Below are 17,261 nucleotides of genomic sequence, written 5' to 3' on the forward strand. Positions count from 1 at the left end.
ATGTTTGCAGCATTGAAATCCCACGTGTGGGCTTACCCGGCGCTGGAGATGGTGCATATCAGCGGCATTGCGCTGCTGCTCGGCAACCTGGTGCTGCTGGAATTGCGCGTGTTTGGCCTGGGTGCGGCCTTGCCCGTGCGGGAGCTGGCGCGCCTGAGCCTGGGCCTGGCGCTCAGTGGCTTTGTCATCGCTGCTGCGTCCGGCCTGTTGATGTTTGCCTCCCAGCCGGCCGAGTTGCTGGCGAATCGGGCTTTTACCCTGAAGATGCTGCTGTTATTCAGCGCGGCGTGTAATGCAGCCTGGTTCCACGGGCGCGGCTCGCTCGACAAACTCGATGTCTGGGCGCGCGTGCAGATGGGGGTGTCCACCCTGATCTGGCTGGCCGTGCTGGCATGTGGCCGCTGGATCGCCTACCGCTAGGCACACCATTCTTCAAGGAGTTGACCCATGAAACGACGTGACCTGATCGGAGCAGCATGTGCCGTATCCAGTGCCGGCCTGATGCCTTTGGCGTGGGCGCACCACGGCTGGAGCGGCTTTGACCAGGACCGGCCGATCTACCTCGAAGGCAGGGTGCTCAAGTCCCTTTGGCAGAACCCGCATGTGGAGCTGGAAATTGAATTGCCGGCCACCATGAAGCTGCCGGCCGACCTGGCCCAGCGCGCGCTGCCGGCCCAGAGCGCCCCGGTCGATGGCAAAGCCTTGCTGGCCAAAGCCGTGTTGCCCACGCGCCAGGACAGGCGCTGGGAGATCGAGCTGGCGCCCCTGACGCGACTGCAGGCCTGGAAAGTCGCTGAAATCAAACCCGGCGCGCTGGTCTCGGTACTGGGGTTCACCTTTGCCGGTGAGAAGGGGGACGCGGTGTTACGCGCCGAGTACCTGTTTGTCGACGGCAAGGCGTATGGCCTGAGGTCCAGTCCGGCCTGAGTGACGGTGAATGGTGCCGAGTGACGCCCAGCAAAAAGGCCGTCTGCAGACGGCCTTTTTTTTTAATGTGCGGCGAGAGCGTTCAGGCCGACAGCGCTTCAAAGGCCCGAGCAGTGATTTCGTCCACACCGCCCATGCCGCTGATCGCGCGGTATTTCGGCGCGGCTTCCGGCGCCGCCTTGGCCCAGCTCGAGTAGTAGTCCACCAGCGGGCGGGTTTGTGCGCTGTAGACCTCGAGGCGCTTGCGCACGGTTTCTTCCTTGTCGTCTTCGCGCTGGATCAGCGGTTCGCCGGTCACGTCGTCCTTGCCGTCCACCTTGGGCGGGTTGAACTTGACGTGGTAGGTGCGGCCCGAGGCCGGGTGCGAACGGCGGCCGCTCATGCGCTCGATGATGGCCTCAAACGGCACGTCGATCTCCAGCACGTAGTCCAGCTTCACGCCGGCGGATTTCATCGCGTCGGCCTGGGGAATGGTGCGCGGGAAACCGTCGAACAGAAAACCCTGGGCGCAGTCCGGTTGGGCGATACGTTCCTTGACCAGGTTGATGATCAGGTCGTCGCTCACCAGCGCGCCCGAATCCATGATTTTTTTGGCCTGGATACCCAGTGGCGTGCCGGCCTTGACCGCAGCCCGCAGCATGTCACCGGTGGAAATCTGGGGGATGCCGTATTTCTGGCAGATGAAGGTCGCCTGTGTTCCCTTGCCAGCGCCTGGCGCGCCCAACAAAATCAGTCTCATGGATGTCCTTGGATTTTTATGAATTCAGCAGCGGACGGGTGGCCTGATGCCGGCCCCAGCCTCACATTATTTTGACTTGGAGGATAGCATGCGTCCCCCTGCGTGCAGCTTACACAAACAGCCGTCGCACGCGCTCCAGGTCCTCGAGGGTGTCGACGCCGGGCCCGGGCGCCTGTGCGGTGACGTGGACGGCGATGCGGTGGCCGTGCCAGAGCGCGCGCAGCTGCTCGAGTTGCTCGAGCCGCTCCAGCGGCGCTTGCGGCAAGCCCGGGAACTGCCGCAGGAAGCTGACGCGGTAGCCGTAGATGCCCACGTGGCGCAATGGGAGCGGCAGATCCTGCGCCGCCGCGGCGGCCTGCCACCAGGCCTGACCGGAAAAATCCCGCGCGGCCGGGATAGCGGCGCGGCTGAAATACAGCGCGGTGGCGCGCGCATCGAGCACCACCTTGACCACATTCGGGTTCCGCAGTTCATCGAGGCTGGTTATGGCATGGGCGGCCGTGCTCATGGCGCAGTCGCTGCGGCTGTCCAGCAACTTCGCGACGGCGTCGATCAGCGCCGGGTCGATCAGCGGCTCGTCGCCCTGCACATTGACCACACATTCCGCATCAGCCAGGCCAAGCAGGTCGCAGGCCTCGGCCAGCCGGTCACTGCCGCTCGGGTGGTCGGAACGGGTCAGTATGGCGGTCACGCCAAAGTCGGCGCAGGCCTGCACGATCTGGGGGCTGTCGGCCGCCACCACCACGCGTGCGGCGCCACTCTGGAGGGCGCGCTGCGCCACGCGGACCACCATGGGCACGCCGGCGATGTCGGCCAGCGGCTTGTCGGGCAGGCGGGTGGACGCGAGGCGGGCCGGAATAAGGACGGTGAAACTCATGCGCGGCAGGTCACAGGCCGAGTTCCTCGTCGAAAGCATCCAGGATCACAGCCCGAGTTCCTTGTCTGTGAGGGTGCGCGCCTCGCTCTCGAGCATCACCGGCAGGCCGTCGCGGATCGGGTAGGCCAGACGTGCGCTGCGCGAGATCAGCTCCTGTTTTTCACGGTCGTAATCGAGCGGGCCCTTGGTCACGGGGCAGACCAGCAGTTCAAGCAGTTTGGTGTCCATGGGAGGATGGTAATGGAGAAAGCAGGGGGTCCAGCAGGGCGTCGAACGCCGTGAAGAAGGCCGCCTCGGGGGAAAACACCAGCGGCACGGCCAGCACATCCGCTTGCCGGGGAAACAGCTTGACCGCGTCCTTTTCGGTGCAAATCAGGGTGTAGCCCTTGTCCTGCGGGCGCGGGTAGCTATCAAAACTGTAGTGGTCGGGCAGGTCCCGCGTTTCAGCCAGCACCAGGCCACGGGCGCGCAGCATGGCGAAAAAGGCTTCGGGTTTGGCGATGCCGGCCAGTGCGAGCACCGGCTGGCCCGCCAGGCTGTCGAGTGGGACGCGGCTGCCGTCGGCGCGCCGTGCGTGGTCGGCCAGCTGCCGGCTTGACCGGAAGCCGTCGAAGGCCGGCAGCGCCGCGGTGTGCAGCACCAGGTCAATGCCGCGTCCGCCGGCGCGCACGCCGCGTTGCAGGCGCTCCGGCCAGGGCTCGCGCAGGGGGCCGGCCGGCAGCAGCCAGCCGTTGCCGACGCCGCGCTCGTCGAACACCGCGATCTCGATGTCACGCTGCAGTGCGTAATGCTGCAGGCCGTCGTCGCAGACGATCACCTGTGTCTGGTGGTGCGCCGCAAGCAGCGCACGCGCGGCTTCGGCGCGCCGGGTCGCTACAAAAACAGGAGCGCCTGTCGCCCGCCGGATAAGGGCTGGCTCGTCGCCCGAGGCTTCGATGGGGGTGCCCGGCAAGACCTCGAGGCACTGCGCACTGGTGCGCCCGTAGCCGCGCGAGACCACGCCGACCTGCAGACCGCGGGCCTGCAGGTGCTGCACCAAGGCAATCACCGCCGGCGTCTTGCCGGCGCCGCCGGCCACCACGTTGCCCACCACCACCACCGGGACGGACAGGCGTTCAGATTTGAAGTAGCCGGCCCGGAAGGCCAGCCGGCGCAACTCGGCCAGGAGGCCGTAGAGCCGTGACAGCGGCCAGAGCAGGCAGGCGAGCAGGCCGCGCCGCAGCCAGGCCTGCTGCAGCCGGGTCGCCACGGTCAGCGGGCGCCGGCCTGCGCCGCGCTCTGGGTGGCAAAGGTGATTTGCGTCAAGCCGCTGCGCCGGGCCGCTTCCATCACGGTGATGACCGATTGGTGGGTGGCGCTGGCATCGGCACTGATGATGATCACGCTGTCCTTGCCGGCCTTGGCCGCCGCGCTGATGGCGGCGCTCAGCGCCTCGATGCTGCGGCCGGACACAGGCACCTTGCTGACCATGTAGCGGCCGTCGCTGCTGACGGCGACGATCACTTCCTTGGGGTAGTCGCGCTGCTGGTCGGCGTCGGCCACCGGCAGCTTGATCTGCAGTTCGGTGAACTTGCTGTAGGTGGTCGACAGCATCAGGAAGATCAGCACGACCAGCAACACGTCGATGAACGGAATCAGGTTGATCTCGGGTTCATCGCGCGATGAGCGGCGAAAGTTCATGCCGCGCTCCTGAGGGGCTGGGTGGTCGGAGTTTTTTCGCCGGGCCGCCCCAAGAAAATATGTGCCCCCTCTGGGGGCAGCGAAGTACGCGAAGCGACGAGCGTGGGGGCCTGATTCATGATTTCCGGAGGGTGTTCAGGTGGCGCACAAAACGCTCGGAGGCGATTTCCATCGTGAGCAGGTAACCGTCCACCCGGGCGCGGAAATAGCGCCAGAAAATCAGCGATGGAATCGCCACGATGAGGCCGAAAGCGGTGTTGTACAGCGCAATCGAAATACCTTGTGCCAGTTGTGCGGGGTTGCCGCCGGCGGCATTGGCCACGCCGCCACTGCCGGCCTGCGAGCCGAAAATCTCGATCATGCCGATCACCGTGCCGAGCAGACCCAGCAGCGGCGCGGCCGAGGCGATGGTGGCCAGAGCTGCCAGGTAACGCTCCAGCGTGTGGGCGGCGCGCCGACCCGCGCCTTCGAGGGTGGAGCGCAGATCGTCCTCGCTGATGCGCGGGTTGGTGTTGAGCGCACGAAAACCGCTGGCCAACACCTCCCCGAGCAGGGAGTTCTGCTCAAGATGCGAGACCACGTCGGGGGCGGGCACGGAGCTGCGCGAGACAGTGATGGCCTCATCCAGCAAGCGGGGCGGGGCAATTTTTCCGGTTTTGAGGCTGACAAAACGCTCGATGACCAGGGCCAGCGCCAGGATGGAGCAGGCAACCAGGGGCCAGATGGGCCAGCCTGCGGCTTGTATGATCGAAAACAAGTAAACGTCTCCCGGCAAATAGTTGCTGTGGATTATGGCCCAGCCCAGAACGCGAACCGGACGCGTCCTCGGGGGCCCGCCCCGTTGTCGCCAGCTGCCCGCTTGTAGGACCTAACTCACAGATCTTGTGGATAACTTTGTTAGCAAGTGGCCGCCAGGGGCCCGCGAGGCCGCGCCAAATGGGCGATGTGACAGAACGATGAAAAAATAAGCAGAATATAGTTCTTATAAATCAATGAGTTACACGAATTCTTCTAGTCATTCCCGGCAAACCGCGGGTTTCACCCTGCGTTCATGCGGCACTGTGGAGTATTACCCCCGGTTCTTCGAGGGGTTTACGCGTGTTTGAGTCCGCGGGCGCGTCAGAAAGAGTGTCGCCGGGCGTGCGCGTCTGGCCCGTGGGTTCCTTGCTGCGCGCGATTGCCGACAGCCTGGAGGCACGTTTCAACCCAGTGGCCGTGCAGGGGGAGGTCAGCGGGTTTTCGCGGGCCGCCAGTGGCCATTGTTATTTTTCGCTGAAGGACGCGCAGGGCCAGATCCGCTGCGCGATGTTCCGGCGGGCCGCCGGCCTGCTGGATTTTTCGCCACGCGACGGCCTGTTGGTCGAAGTGCGTGGCCGGCTTGGCGTCTACGAGCCGCGCGGCGAACTGCAGATGGTGGTCGAGTCCATGCAGCAGGCCGGGCAGGGCAACCTGTTTGAGCAGTTTCTCCTGCTCAAGGCCAGGCTGGAGGCCGAAGGCCTGTTCGACGCGGGCCGCAAGCGGGCCTTGCCGCTGCTGCCGCGCGCCATCGGCGTGGTGACCTCGCTGGGCGCAGCCGCCCTGCATGATGTGGTGACGGCCTTGCAGCGCCGCGCGCCGCACATTCCGGTGGTGATCTACCCCGCCAGCGTGCAGGGCGCGCAGGCGCCCGAGGAGTTGCGCCATGCCCTGCGCCAGGCCAGCGAGCGCGCGGAGGTGGATGTGCTGCTGCTGGTGCGCGGCGGCGGGGCCATGGAAGACCTGTGGGCCTTCAACGACGAGCAACTGGCGCGCCTGATCGTGGCGTCGCCGGTGCCCGTGGTGTGCGGCGTCGGCCACGAGACCGATTTCACGATTGCCGATTTTTGCGCTGACCTGCGCGCGCCCACCCCCACCGCGGCGGCCGAAATGTGCGCCCAGCCGCAAAGCGTCTGGCTCGGTGCGCTGGACCTGGCAGAGGATCGCCTGCAGGACGGCGTGGAGCGGCAACTGCAGGCCCAGAACCAGCGACTCGACTGGGCGGCCTCCCGTGTGAGCCGGCCGTCACATCTGGTCACACGTCAGCAGGCCCGGCTGGCCGGACAGACGCAGCGCCTGCGGCATGCGCTGCAGTCAGGTGTGCAGCGGGAGAACCACCGCCTCCAGGGACTGGCGCTGGCTTTCCCCCAGGCCGTGGCGGAAGCGCTGGCCCGACAACAGCGCAGGCTCGAGCGTGCGCAACTCAGGCTGGAGCCGCTCGATCCCAAGCTCGTTCTGCAGCGCGGTTATGCGTGGCTGGCCGACCTGCAGGGCCAGGCCGTCACCAGCGCCCGCGCTACCCACCCCGGGCAGGCGCTGCGCGCTACCCTTGCCGATGGCGAGGTCGATTTGACCGTTTCTGCACCGCGGCTGATTTAGTTTTTACAATGGCCGTCGACACCGGCTTTATCAACAACACCTCACGAGGAAAAAAAACATGGAACACAAACTCCCCCCACTCCCGTACGCCATCGACGCGCTGGCCCCCCACTACAGCCAGGAAACGTTTGAGTACCACCATGGCAAGCACCACAACGCCTATGTGGTCAACCTCAACAACCTGCAAAAAGGCACCGAGTTCGAGGCCATGACGCTCGAAGAGATCATCAAGAAATCCAGCGGCGGCGTGTACAACAACGCGGCGCAGATCTGGAACCACACGTTTTTCTGGAGCTGCATGAAGCCCGCCGGTGGTGGTGAGCCCTCCGGCCCACTCGCCGCCGCCATCAACGCCAAGTTTGGTTCCTATGCCGCTTTCAGGGAAGCCTTTGTGAAATCGGCTGTCGGCAACTTTGGTTCGGGCTGGACCTGGCTGGTGAAAAAAGCCGACGGCTCGGTTGACATCGTCAACACCGGCCCCGCCGGCACGCCGCTGACCACCGCCGACAAGGCGCTGATGACGGTGGACGTGTGGGAACACGCCTATTACATCGACTACCGCAACCAGCGCCCCAAGTTTGTCGAGACTTTCCTCGACAAGCTGGTGAACTGGGACTTTGCAGCGGCAAACTTCGCCTGAATCTGCCAGGCGCTTGCGCTGCGCCGCTGACCCCAGAAAAAGCCCGAAGATGTCTTCGGGCTTTTTTTTGCCCGATAAAAAACGCACTCCAAATGGCGTAATTTCGTATCGTGGCATCGCATTGCATAAAATGCTTGTCAGGCAGGTCCCGTTCCCTCAAGGAATCGGGCACCATCCGATCATGCCCGCCGGTCTGCGAACCAGCCGGTGGCGTTCCCATAACAGTTCTGGAGATAAGCGATGAGCAACGAGCAACCCACCATCATTTACACGCTGACCGACGAAGCCCCGTTGCTCGCGACCGCCTCCTTCCTGCCCATCGTGCGCACATTTACGGCGCCGGCAGGGGTCAAGGTCGAGACCGCCGACATTTCGGTGGCCGGCCGCATTCTGGCCCAGTTCCCGGAATGTCTGACCGAGCAGCAACGCGTGCCCGACACCCTGGCAGAGCTTGGCAAGCTGACGCTCAAGCCGCAGGCCAACATCATCAAGCTGCCCAACATCAGCGCGTCGGTGGCCCAGCTCAAGGACGCGATCAAGGAACTGCAGGGCAAGGGCTACAAGATCCCCGACTACCCCGAAAGCCCCAAGACCGACGAAGAAAAGGACATCCGCGCGCGCTACAACAAGTGCACCGGCAGCGCCGTGAACCCGGTCCTGCGTGAAGGCAACTCGGACCGCCGCGCCCCGAGGGCTGTCAAGGAATACGCCCGCAGGAACCCGCACAGCATGGCTGACTGGAGCCAGGCCTCGCGTTCACACGTCTCGCACATGCACGCCGGCGATTTCTACCATGGCGAGAAGTCGATGACGCTGGACCGCGCGCGCGACGTCAAGATGGAACTGCTCACCAAGAGCGGCAAGACCATCGTGCTCAAGCCCAAGGTCGCGTTGCTGGACCGCGAGATCATCGATTCGATGTTCATGAGCAAGAAGGCGCTGGTGGCGTTCTACGAGAAGGAAATCGAGGACGCGCACAACACCGGTGTCATGTTCTCGCTGCACGTCAAGGCGACCATGATGAAGGTGTCGCACCCCATCGTCTTCGGCCACTGCGTGAAGATTTTCTACAAGGAAGCGTTCGAGAAACACGCCAGGCTGTTCGAGGAACTGGGCGTCAACGTCAACAACGGCATGGTCGATCTGTACAACAAGATCGGCACCCTGCCGCAGAGCAAGCAGGACGAGATCAAGCGCGACCTGCACGCCTGTCACGAAGGCCGTCCCGAACTGGCCATGGTTGATTCGGCCAAGGGCATCACCAACTTCCATTCGCCCAACGACATCATTGTGGACGCCTCCATGCCCGCGATGATTCGCAATGGCGGAAAGATGTGGGGCGCCGACGGCCGGTTGAAGGACGTCAAGGCCGTGATGCCGGAGTCAACCTTTGCCCGCATCTATCAGGAGATCATCAACTTCTGCAAGTGGCACGGCGCGTTCGATCCCAAGACCATGGGCACCGTGCCCAATGTCGGCCTGATGGCCCAGCAGGCCGAGGAATACGGCTCGCACGACAAGACCTTCGAAATCGCGGAAGACGGCGTGGCGAACATCACCGACCTCGCAACCGGCGAGGTGTTGCTGAGCCAGAACGTGGAAGCGGGCGACATCTGGCGCATGTGCCAGGTCAAGGACGCGGCCATCCGCGACTGGGTCAAGCTGGCCGTGACCCGCGCGCGCAACTCCGGCATGCCGGTGGTGTTCTGGCTGGATTCCTATCGCCCGCATGAGGCGCAGATGATCACCAAGGTCAAGATGTACCTGCACGAGCATGAGACAGCGGGCCTGGACATCCAGATCATGAGCCAGGTGCGTGCCATGCGTTACACGCTGGAGCGCGTCGTGCGCGGGCTGGACACCATCAGCGCCACCGGCAACATCCTGCGCGACTACCTGACCGACCTGTTCCCCATCATGGAACTCGGGACCAGCGCCAAGATGTTGTCGGTCGTGCCCCTGATGGCCGGCGGCGGCATGTACGAAACCGGTGCCGGGGGGTCGGCGCCCAAGCATGTGCAGCAGCTGGTCGAGGAAAACCACCTGCGCTGGGACTCACTGGGCGAATTCCTGGCGCTGGCCGTGTCGCTGGAAGATATGGGCATCAAAACCGGCAACGCGCAGGCCAACATTCTGGCCAAAACGCTGGATGCCGCCACTGGCAAGCTTCTCGACAACAACAAGAATCCGTCGCCCAAGACCGGTCAACTGGACAACCGCGGCAGCCAGTTTTACCTCGCCATGTACTGGGCACAGGAATTGGCCACCCAGACCGAAGATGCTGCCCTGGCGGCCCGCTTCGCTCCGCTGGCCAAGGCGCTGGCGACCAACGAGCAGGCCATCATCGCCGAACTTCAGGCCGTGCAGGGCAAGGCGGTGGACATTGGTGGTTACTATCAGCCCGACCTGACCAAACTGGATGTTGTGATGCGACCGAGCAAGACCTTGAACGCGACACTGGCGTCTTTCAAGGGGTAAACCAACTTGACGCCTTGACCGGGGCACAAAAAAGCCGACTTCGCGTCGGCTTTTTTCATGGTGCCGCCAACGCAGCGCGTGGCGTTCAACGGGGTTGCGCGAACACCGGTCCCGACAGTTTGCTGCCCGCCTTGATGCCTTTTTTGGCAAACCAGCCGACGTTCATCTCCAGCACGTAACGCACCGGTTTTTCCGAGCAGTGCGAGTCTGTCGTCTGCGGTTTCATGTCGGCCAGGTTCACGATGGTGCCGTCGTCGGCGACAAAGGCAGCGGTCAGCGGCAGCAGGGTGTTTTTCATCCAGAAGCACTGTTGGGCAGGCTGTTCGAACACAAACAGCATGCCTTCGGTGGCCGGCATCTCCTTGCGAAACATCAGGCCGATCTGCCGCTGCTCCGGCGTCAACGCGACTTGCGCGTCGACCTGGTGCATGCCTGCCGACAGTTTGGCTCGCGGCAGGTTGGTTTGCGGCGTTCCTTGCGCCATCGCGCATCCGGCGCTCAACACCAGGGAGCAAAGTGCGAGCGTCAGCCCGCGCGGGGGCGACTTGAGGGCAGCAGGCAAAAAGGTCATGAAGCGTTCCACCGTAGAGGGGTCAAGCTGCCAGCATAAACGACAGCCATGAAAAATGCCCGCAATGCGGGCATTTCGGGTGCGCGCGAAGAATTACTTCTTGGCAGCAGCGGCTTTGTCTTCTTTGGCTTTCTTGGCAGCAGCGGCTTTTTCAGCTTTGGCGGCTTTGGCAGCAGCTGCTTTTTCTTCCTTGGCTTTCTTTGCAGCAGCGGCTTTTTCAGCTTTGGCGGCTTTGGCTGCAGCTGCTTTTTCGGCTTTTGCGGCTTTAGCGGCCTTGGCGGCAGCAGCTTTTTCGGCCTTGGGGTCAGCTTTGGCAGCTGGCATGGCAGGCGTGGCAGGGGTAGCAGGCGTTGCCGGAGTGGCAGGCGTTGCTGGCATGGCAGGCATCGCTGGCTTGGCCGGCTGTGCCGGCTGGGCAGGCGTCTGAGCAAACACGCCAACGGCGAAAAGGCCAGCGATCAGGGCAGCAAGAATCTTGTTCATTTGGAGTTTTCCTAAATAAGTTTTTGAACCAGGTCCCCCGAAAAACTCGTGGACCTGCATGTAACGAGGCCCGTTTGCAAACGGTTGACACGCCGGCGCTTAAATATGTCGGCGGAAGTTTTGGGGCTAAAATTTCAGGGTTACCCCTTAAACAGCGCCCGGCAGTCATTCACTGCAAGGTCAAGCGCGCACCGGAGACTTCATTACATGTACCAGCACATCAAGGTGCCCACGCAGGGTCAGAAAATCACTGTCAATGCCGACAATTCATTGAATGTCCCGGACGAGCCGATCATTCCCTTCATTGAAGGTGACGGCACGGGTGCGGACATCACGCCTGTGATGCTCAAGGTGGTTGATGCGGCCGTGGCCAAGGCCTACGGCGGCAAGAAAAAAATCCACTGGATGGAAGTCTACGCCGGGGAAAAATCAACCAGGATCTACGGTCCCGACGTCTGGCTGCCGGAAGAAACCCTGGCCGCGGTCAAGGACTACGTGGTCTCGATCAAGGGCCCGCTGACCACGCCGGTCGGCGGCGGCATCCGCTCGCTGAACGTGGCCCTGCGCCAGGAACTGGACCTCTACGTCTGCCTGCGTCCCATCCAGTACTTCAAGGGCGTGCCCTCCCCGGTGAAAGAGCCCGAGAAGACCCACATGGTGATCTTTCGCGAGAACTCGGAAGACATCTACGCCGGCATCGAATTCGAAGCCGAGTCCGACAAGGCCAAGAAGCTCATCAAGTTCCTGCAGGAGGAAATGGGCGTCAAGAAAATCCGCTTTCCCAATACCTCGGGCATCGGCATCAAGCCTGTGTCCAGGGAAGGCACCGAGCGTCTGGTGCGCAAGGCCCTGCAGTACACCATCGACAACGACAAGCCCAGCCTGACGATTGTCCACAAGGGCAACATCATGAAGTTCACCGAAGGTGGCTTTCGCGACTGGGCCTATGCGCTGGCTGCCAAAGAGTTCGGTGCGGTCGAGATCGACGGCGGCCCGTGGATGAAGTTCAAAAATCCGAAAACGGGCAAGGAAATCACCGTCAAGGACAGCATTGCCGACGCCTTCCTGCAGCAGATCCTGCTGCGCCCGGCCGAATACTCGGTGATCGCCACGCTGAACCTCAATGGCGACTATGTCTCCGACGCGCTCGCCGCGCAGGTGGGGGGTATCGGTATTGCGCCCGGTGCCAACCTCAGCGACACCATCGCGATGTTCGAGGCCACCCACGGCACCGCCCCCAAATACGCCGGCAAGGACTATGTGAACCCCGGTTCCGAAATCCTGTCAGCCGAAATGATGTTGCGTCACATGGGCTGGACGCAAGCCGCCGACCTGATCATCAGTTCGATGGAAAAGTCGATCGAGTCCAAGAAAGTCACCTACGACTTTGCCCGCCTGATGGACGGCGCGACCCAGGTCAGCTGCTCCGGCTTCGGCCAGGTCATGATCGACCATATGTAAGAAAAGCAGGCTGCCGGGCAGCCCGCCGTGCCCGCCAGGGCCCGCGCGGCCGGGAAACCCGGCAGAACATGCTGCAAAGCCGTCGCGGCGCAGGTCCGGCGGCTTTTTTCATGGGCTTTTGAACCGTCAGGTAAAAAGTCAAATGTGCGCGCTTGATTGTCGCGTTCCCGCCACCAATTTCCCTGTCAGACGCACTGGACAATTCCGGTCGCTAGAATGAATTCCATGGCCAGCAAACCTCCCAAAACCCCCGCACCACCCAAGGCACCGGCCTTCAAGCCCGATGATGCCAACGGCGGGGATGCGGTTGTGCTTGAACGCCGTCCGCAGAAGACGGAGCCGCCGCAGATGTACCAGGTGGTGCTGCTCAACGACGACTACACCCCGATGGAGTTTGTCGTCGTGGTGATCCAGGAATTTTTCAACAAGGACAGGGAAACGGCCACGCAGATCATGCTGAAGATCCACCTCGACGGCAAAGGGGTGTGTGGCGTGTTTTCCAAGGACGTCGCGTCCACCAAGGTCGACCAGGTCACGGAAGCGGCGCGAAAGAATGGCCATCCGCTGCAGTGTGTGTGCGAACCCATTGAATAATTGAAATAACAGCCCATATCGGCTTGAAGAGTTACACAATGATCCCGTCAGATATCCCAGCAGCAAGCCGAAAGGAAAAGCAATGATTGCCCAGGAACTAGAAGTCAGCTTGCACATGGCCTTTGTCGAGGCCCGCCAGCAGCGCCACGAGTTCATCACCGTGGAACACCTGCTGCTTGCCTTGCTCGACAACCCGAGCGCCGCCGAGGTGCTGCGCGCATGCTCGGCCAATATCGATGACCTGCGCAAGTCGCTGGCCAACTTCATCAAGGACAACACGCCGCAGGTCGCCGGCAGCGACGACGTGGACACGCAGCCCACGCTGGGTTTCCAGCGTGTGATCCAGCGCGCCATCATGCACGTGCAGTCCACCGGCAACGGCAAGAAGGAAGTCACCGGCGCCAATGTGCTGGTCGCCATCTTCGGCGAAAAAGACTCGCATGCCGTGTATTACCTGCACCAGCAGGGCGTGACGCGCCTTGACGTCGTGAACTTCATCGCGCACGGCATCAAGAAGAGCGACCCGCCCGAGCCCACCAAGGCCGGCGAGAGTGCTGCCGAGAACGAAGAGGGTGGCGAGAAGAACGAAAAAGCCTCGCCGCTGGAGCAGTACACCCAGAACCTGAACCAGCTCGCCAAGGAAGGCAAGATCGATCCGCTGATCGGCCGCCACTACGAGGTCGAGCGCGTGATCCAGATCCTGTGCCGCCGCCGCAAGAACAACCCGCTGCTCGTCGGTGAAGCCGGCGTGGGCAAGACCGCCATTGCCGAGGGCCTGGCCTGGCGCATCACGCAAAAAGACGTGCCCGAGATCCTGGCCGAAGCACAGGTCTATTCGCTGGACATGGGCGCCTTGCTGGCCGGCACCAAGTACCGCGGCGACTTCGAGCAGCGCCTCAAGGGCGTGCTGAAGGCGCTGAAAGACAAGCCCAACGGCATTTTGTTCATCGACGAGATCCACACCCTGATCGGTGCCGGTGCGGCCTCGGGCGGCACGCTGGACGCGTCCAACCTGCTCAAGCCCGCGCTCAGTTCCGGCCAGCTCAAGTGCATTGGCGCGACGACTTTCACCGAGTACCGCGGCATCTTCGAAAAAGATGCGGCCCTGTCGCGCCGCTTCCAGAAAGTCGATGTGGTCGAGCCGACCGTGCAGGAGACGGTGGACATTCTCAAGGGCCTGAAGTCGCGCTTTGAAGAGCACCACAGCGTCAAGTACGCCGTGGCCGCCCTGCAGGCTGCGGCCGAGCTCAGCGCCAAGTACATCAACGACCGCCATTTGCCCGACAAGGCGATTGACGTGATCGACGAGGCCGGCGCCGCCCAGCGCATCCTGCCGCCGTCCAAGCGCAAGAAAATCATCACCAAGGCCGAAGTCGAGGAGATTGTGGCCAAGATCGCGCGCATTCCGCCCGCCAACGTGTCCAACGACGACCGCGGCAAGCTCAAGACGCTGGAACGCGACCTCAAAAGCGTGGTGTTCGGGCAGGACAAGGCGCTCGACGTGCTCGCGTCTGCCGTCAAGATGGCGCGCTCCGGCCTGGGCAAGGACGACAAGCCGATCGGCTCCTTCCTGTTCTCCGGCCCCACCGGCGTCGGCAAGACGGAAGCGGCCAAGCAGCTCGCCTACATCATGGGCATCGAGCTGATCCGCTTCGACATGTCCGAGTACATGGAGCGCCATGCGGTGAGCCGCCTGATTGGCGCGCCTCCGGGTTACGTCGGTTTTGACCAGGGCGGCCTGCTGACCGAGGCCGTGACCAAGAAGCCGCATTGCGTGCTGCTTCTCGACGAGATCGAAAAGGCGCACCCGGACATCTTCAACGTGCTGCTGCAGGTCATGGACCACGGCACACTGACGGACAACAACGGGCGCAAGGCCGACTTCCGCAATGTGATCATCGTCATGACGACCAATGCCGGTGCCGAGACCATGAACAAGGCGACCATCGGTTTCACCAACCCGCGCGAGGCGGGCGACGAGATGGCCGACATCAAGCGCCTGTTCACGCCCGAGTTCCGCAACCGCCTCGACGCGGTGGTGAGCTTCAAGGCGCTGGACGAAACCGTCATCCTGCGCGTGGTCGACAAGTTCCTGCTGCAGCTCGAAACGCAACTGGCCGAGAAGAAGGTCGATGTCACCTTCACCGACACGCTGCGCAAGTACCTCGGCAAGAAGGGCTTCGATCCGCTGATGGGCGCACGGCCGATGCAGCGCCTGATCCAGGACACGATACGCCGCGCGCTGGCCGACGAGTTGCTGTTCGGTCGCCTGATGGACGGCGGGCGCCTGACGGTCGACATGAAGGTCACGACCGACGACAAAGGTGTGGAAAACGGCGAGGTCGTGCTTGACATCCAGCCGCTGCCCAAGAAGGAAGGCAAAGCCAAGCCCGAGCCGGAAGAAGCCACCGCCGACTGACGCAGAGTCCCCGGGCCGCCGGAAAATGGCGTCACGGTCCCCAAGAGCCTGAAAATGCCCAAAAGGCCGGTAGCATCACGCTGCCGGCCTTTTTCTTTGGCTGCGGAAAATGCTCCTGAAACCATAGCTGCTCGCGCCCGTGCTGTAAGGGCCGGAAGCACTTTTGACACACTACCCTGGCTGACAGACCCCCACCGATGGCGACGCACACCTTTCTCTGGCACGACTACGAAACCTTCGGCCTGAACACGCGCCGCGACCGGCCGGCGCAGTTTGCCGGCATACGCACCGACGCCGAGCTCAACGAGATCGGCGAGCCGCTGATGATGTACTGCCAGCCGGCGCGCGACTACCTGCCCGACCCGTCCTCCTGCCTGATCACCGGCATCACGCCTCAGCTGTGCCTGGAACGCGGCCTGCCGGAGCATGAATTTGCGTCCCGCATCGAAGCCGTGCTGGCCGAGCCCGGCACCATCGGCGTCGGCTACAACACCATCCGTTTTGACGACGAGGTCACGCGCCACCTGTTCTGGCGCAACCTGATCGACCCCTATGCGCGCGAATGGCAAAACGGCTGCGGCCGCTGGGACCTGCTCGACGTGGTGCGCATGGCCTACGCCCTGCGGCCCGAAGGCATCCAGTGGCCCATGAAGCCGGACGAACGCCGGCCTGCTGAAGCGGGGGCCATGCGGCCCAGCTTCAAGCTCGAAGACCTGGCGCGCGCCAACGGCCTGCTGCACGAGACGGCGCATGACGCGCTGTCGGACGTGCGCGCCACGATTGCGCTGGCCCGCGTGATCCGCACGGCCCAGCCCCGGCTGTTCGACTTCTGCCTGGGGCTGCACAAGAAGGACCGCGTGGCCGCCGAACTGGGCCTGCCCACCAGCCCGCAGACGGCCCAGCCCTTTCTGCATGTGTCGGGCATGTTCCCGCCCGAGCGCGGCTGCCTGGCCGTCATGTGGCCGCTGGCCATGCACCCCGCCAACAAAAACGAGCTGCTGGCCTGGGACCTGGCGCATGACCCGGGCGAGCTGCCGCTGCTCGACGTGGCCACCCTGCGCCAGCGCCTGTTCAGAAAAAGCGCCGACCTGCCCGAAGGTGTGCTGCGTCTGCCGATCAAGTCGGTGCACCTGAACAAATCGCCCATGGTGGTGCGCAAGCTGTCCACCCTGAGCCCGGAGATGGCAGCCAGGTGGGGCATCGACATCGAAGCCGCGCTACGCCATGCCGAAAAAGCCGCCGACCTGCCCGACATGAGCGCGGTCTGGCCCGAGGTCTTTGCGCGGCCCAAAGAGGGCGCGCCCGACGTGGACGAAGACCTGTACGGCGGCTTCATCAACAACGACGACAGGCGCCGGCTCAACAAGCTGCGCGCCTTGCCGCCGGCCGAACTCGCGCACAGCCGTACCGGCTTCGACGACGACCGGCTCGAAGAGCTGGTGTTTCGCTACCGCGCCCGAAATTTTGCCGAGACACTCTCGGCGGAAGAGGCCGAGCGCTGGGAGGCGCACCGCACTGCGCGGCTGATCGAAGGCGAGGGCGGGGCGCGCCATGTCGATGCGTTTCTGGCCGCGCTCGATGTGCTGTCGGAAACGGCGGACGAGCGCGGTGAGGAAGTGCTGGGGGCGCTGTACGAGTATGTGGAGATGGTGGCGCCGGAGGTCTGAACTGGCGCAACTGCGTATTCCGGTCTACTTGACCACCAGTGCCGGCAATCGTTGACCAGCAGCCCTATAAGTTCTGGTCTTGACCATGTTGACTACTGACTTACACGGCAGAGCGACTTGGTTCTATCGGTCAAGCAATAAACATTTGCTTCGATGGCAGAATGCGGCCAGAAGCGGGTGATGGCGCGACCCCAAGCGACTGTCCGCTACAGACTGAACAGAGTCATTCGACTTTGCGATCTGCTGACTCCAAGGCGACCATTCAGGGGCGCCCCAGTAAATCTGCGCTGTAGGGCCAATTTCGCCATACCGAGCCCCCGCAACCGGCCAG

The 17,261-nt window shown here is 63.2% G+C and carries 17 protein-coding genes; 9 read left to right on the forward strand and 8 right to left on the reverse strand.

The window, feature by feature from the left end; translation table 11 throughout:
• Both PSV26_RS17655 and PSV26_RS17660 read left to right on the forward strand, forming a co-directional pair.
• The gene (locus PSV26_RS17655) at positions 1-420 is read left to right on the forward strand and encodes a hypothetical protein (RefSeq protein ID WP_300572509.1); all 420 of its coding nucleotides are present in this window, start codon (positions 1-3) and stop codon (positions 418-420) included.
• Between the two features lie 27 nt (positions 421-447).
• A complete protein-coding gene (locus PSV26_RS17660; protein WP_300572512.1) occupies positions 448-927 on the forward strand; it encodes a DUF6152 family protein in 480 nt (159 codons plus the stop codon).
• An 82-nt stretch (positions 928-1,009) separates the two neighbouring features.
• Here the strand turns inward: PSV26_RS17660 and adk are convergent, their stop codons facing one another.
• From adk to PSV26_RS17690, 6 genes are all read right to left on the reverse strand, one after another.
• Entirely contained in the window at positions 1,010-1,666 is a 657-nt protein-coding gene (gene adk / locus PSV26_RS17665) for an adenylate kinase (protein ID WP_300572515.1), read from the reverse strand.
• Between the two features lie 109 nt (positions 1,667-1,775).
• On the reverse strand, positions 1,776-2,543 hold the full coding sequence (gene kdsB, locus PSV26_RS17670; protein ID WP_300572518.1) for a 3-deoxy-manno-octulosonate cytidylyltransferase: 768 nt from the start codon (positions 2,541-2,543) through the stop codon (positions 1,776-1,778).
• A gap of 45 nt (positions 2,544-2,588) precedes the next feature.
• Positions 2,589-2,771, reverse strand: a complete 183-nt coding sequence (locus tag PSV26_RS17675; RefSeq protein WP_300572521.1) for a Trm112 family protein — start codon at positions 2,769-2,771, stop codon at positions 2,589-2,591.
• Positions 2,752-3,792: a tetraacyldisaccharide 4'-kinase gene (gene lpxK / locus PSV26_RS17680; protein ID WP_300572524.1), complete on the reverse strand. Its 1,041-nt coding sequence runs from the start codon at positions 3,790-3,792 to the stop codon at positions 2,752-2,754. The genes PSV26_RS17675 and lpxK overlap by 20 nt, the downstream gene beginning before the upstream one ends.
• A 2-nt stretch (positions 3,793-3,794) precedes the next feature.
• A complete protein-coding gene (locus PSV26_RS17685; RefSeq protein WP_300561119.1) occupies positions 3,795-4,223 on the reverse strand; it encodes a biopolymer transporter ExbD in 429 nt (142 codons plus the stop codon).
• Between the two features lie 115 nt (positions 4,224-4,338).
• Positions 4,339-4,980, reverse strand: a complete 642-nt coding sequence (locus PSV26_RS17690) for a MotA/TolQ/ExbB proton channel family protein (protein ID WP_300572527.1) — start codon at positions 4,978-4,980, stop codon at positions 4,339-4,341.
• Positions 4,981-5,321: 341 nt separating this feature from the next.
• On the opposite strand from PSV26_RS17690, the gene xseA reads away from it, so the two are divergent.
• The 3 genes from xseA (at position 5,322) to PSV26_RS17705 (ending at position 9,735) form a co-directional block, all read left to right on the forward strand.
• A complete protein-coding gene (xseA, locus tag PSV26_RS17695) occupies positions 5,322-6,617 on the forward strand; it encodes an exodeoxyribonuclease VII large subunit (protein WP_366946015.1) in 1,296 nt (431 codons plus the stop codon).
• Positions 6,618-6,675: 58 nt separating this feature from the next.
• Positions 6,676-7,257 carry a Fe-Mn family superoxide dismutase gene (locus PSV26_RS17700; RefSeq protein WP_300561113.1) on the forward strand — a complete coding sequence of 194 codons (582 nt, stop codon included), beginning with the start codon at positions 6,676-6,678 and terminating at the stop codon, positions 7,255-7,257.
• A 240-nt stretch (positions 7,258-7,497) separates the two neighbouring features.
• Positions 7,498-9,735 carry an NADP-dependent isocitrate dehydrogenase gene (locus PSV26_RS17705; RefSeq protein WP_300572533.1) on the forward strand — a complete coding sequence of 746 codons (2,238 nt, stop codon included), beginning with the start codon at positions 7,498-7,500 and terminating at the stop codon, positions 9,733-9,735.
• Between the two features lie 85 nt (positions 9,736-9,820).
• Here the strand turns inward: PSV26_RS17705 and PSV26_RS17710 are convergent, their stop codons facing one another.
• Both PSV26_RS17710 and PSV26_RS17715 read right to left on the reverse strand, forming a co-directional pair.
• The gene (locus PSV26_RS17710) at positions 9,821-10,219 is read right to left on the reverse strand and encodes a DUF192 domain-containing protein (protein WP_300520858.1); all 399 of its coding nucleotides are present in this window, start codon (positions 10,217-10,219) and stop codon (positions 9,821-9,823) included.
• A 180-nt stretch (positions 10,220-10,399) separates the two neighbouring features.
• On the reverse strand, positions 10,400-10,849 hold the full coding sequence (locus PSV26_RS17715; protein ID WP_300520674.1) for a cell envelope biogenesis protein TolA: 450 nt from the start codon (positions 10,847-10,849) through the stop codon (positions 10,400-10,402).
• 147 nt (positions 10,850-10,996) lie between these two features.
• On the opposite strand from PSV26_RS17715, the gene icd reads away from it, so the two are divergent.
• The 4 genes from icd (at position 10,997) to sbcB (ending at position 16,930) form a co-directional block, all read left to right on the forward strand.
• A complete protein-coding gene (gene icd, locus PSV26_RS17720) occupies positions 10,997-12,250 on the forward strand; it encodes an NADP-dependent isocitrate dehydrogenase (RefSeq protein WP_300572536.1) in 1,254 nt (417 codons plus the stop codon).
• Between the two features lie 225 nt (positions 12,251-12,475).
• On the forward strand, positions 12,476-12,844 hold the full coding sequence (gene clpS, locus PSV26_RS17725; RefSeq protein ID WP_300520677.1) for an ATP-dependent Clp protease adapter ClpS: 369 nt from the start codon (positions 12,476-12,478) through the stop codon (positions 12,842-12,844).
• 82 nt (positions 12,845-12,926) lie between these two features.
• On the forward strand, positions 12,927-15,263 hold the full coding sequence (gene clpA / locus PSV26_RS17730) for an ATP-dependent Clp protease ATP-binding subunit ClpA (RefSeq protein WP_300520679.1): 2,337 nt from the start codon (positions 12,927-12,929) through the stop codon (positions 15,261-15,263).
• A 197-nt stretch (positions 15,264-15,460) separates the two neighbouring features.
• Positions 15,461-16,930, forward strand: a complete 1,470-nt coding sequence (gene sbcB, locus PSV26_RS17735; RefSeq protein ID WP_300572539.1) for an exodeoxyribonuclease I — start codon at positions 15,461-15,463, stop codon at positions 16,928-16,930.
• Positions 16,931-17,261: the final 331 nt, after the last annotated feature.

The organism is Polaromonas sp. (assembly GCF_029945685.1).
Classification (GTDB): Bacteria; Pseudomonadota; Gammaproteobacteria; order Burkholderiales; family Burkholderiaceae_C; genus Polaromonas.

Coding starts and splice junctions, on each gene's coding strand:
- PSV26_RS17715 (WP_300520674.1), bottom strand. CDS start 10,849: ATGCAGGTCCACGAGTTTTTCGGGGGACCTGGTTCAAAAACTTATTTA.
- PSV26_RS17655 (WP_300572509.1), top strand. CDS start 1: ATGTTTGCAGCATTGAAATCCCACGTGTGGGCTTACCCGGCGCTGGAG.
- clpS (WP_300520677.1), top strand. CDS start 12,476: ATGGCCAGCAAACCTCCCAAAACCCCCGCACCACCCAAGGCACCGGCC.
- PSV26_RS17710 (WP_300520858.1), bottom strand. CDS start 10,219: ATGGCGCAAGGAACGCCGCAAACCAACCTGCCGCGAGCCAAACTGTCG.
- icd (WP_300572536.1), top strand. CDS start 10,997: ATGTACCAGCACATCAAGGTGCCCACGCAGGGTCAGAAAATCACTGTC.
- kdsB (WP_300572518.1), bottom strand. CDS start 2,543: ATGAGTTTCACCGTCCTTATTCCGGCCCGCCTCGCGTCCACCCGCCTG.
- adk (WP_300572515.1), bottom strand. CDS start 1,666: ATGAGACTGATTTTGTTGGGCGCGCCAGGCGCTGGCAAGGGAACACAG.
- PSV26_RS17700 (WP_300561113.1), top strand. CDS start 6,676: ATGGAACACAAACTCCCCCCACTCCCGTACGCCATCGACGCGCTGGCC.
- PSV26_RS17675 (WP_300572521.1), bottom strand. CDS start 2,771: ATGGACACCAAACTGCTTGAACTGCTGGTCTGCCCCGTGACCAAGGGC.
- clpA (WP_300520679.1), top strand. CDS start 12,927: ATGATTGCCCAGGAACTAGAAGTCAGCTTGCACATGGCCTTTGTCGAG.
- PSV26_RS17705 (WP_300572533.1), top strand. CDS start 7,498: ATGAGCAACGAGCAACCCACCATCATTTACACGCTGACCGACGAAGCC.
- PSV26_RS17660 (WP_300572512.1), top strand. CDS start 448: ATGAAACGACGTGACCTGATCGGAGCAGCATGTGCCGTATCCAGTGCC.
- sbcB (WP_300572539.1), top strand. CDS start 15,461: ATGGCGACGCACACCTTTCTCTGGCACGACTACGAAACCTTCGGCCTG.
- PSV26_RS17685 (WP_300561119.1), bottom strand. CDS start 4,223: ATGAACTTTCGCCGCTCATCGCGCGATGAACCCGAGATCAACCTGATT.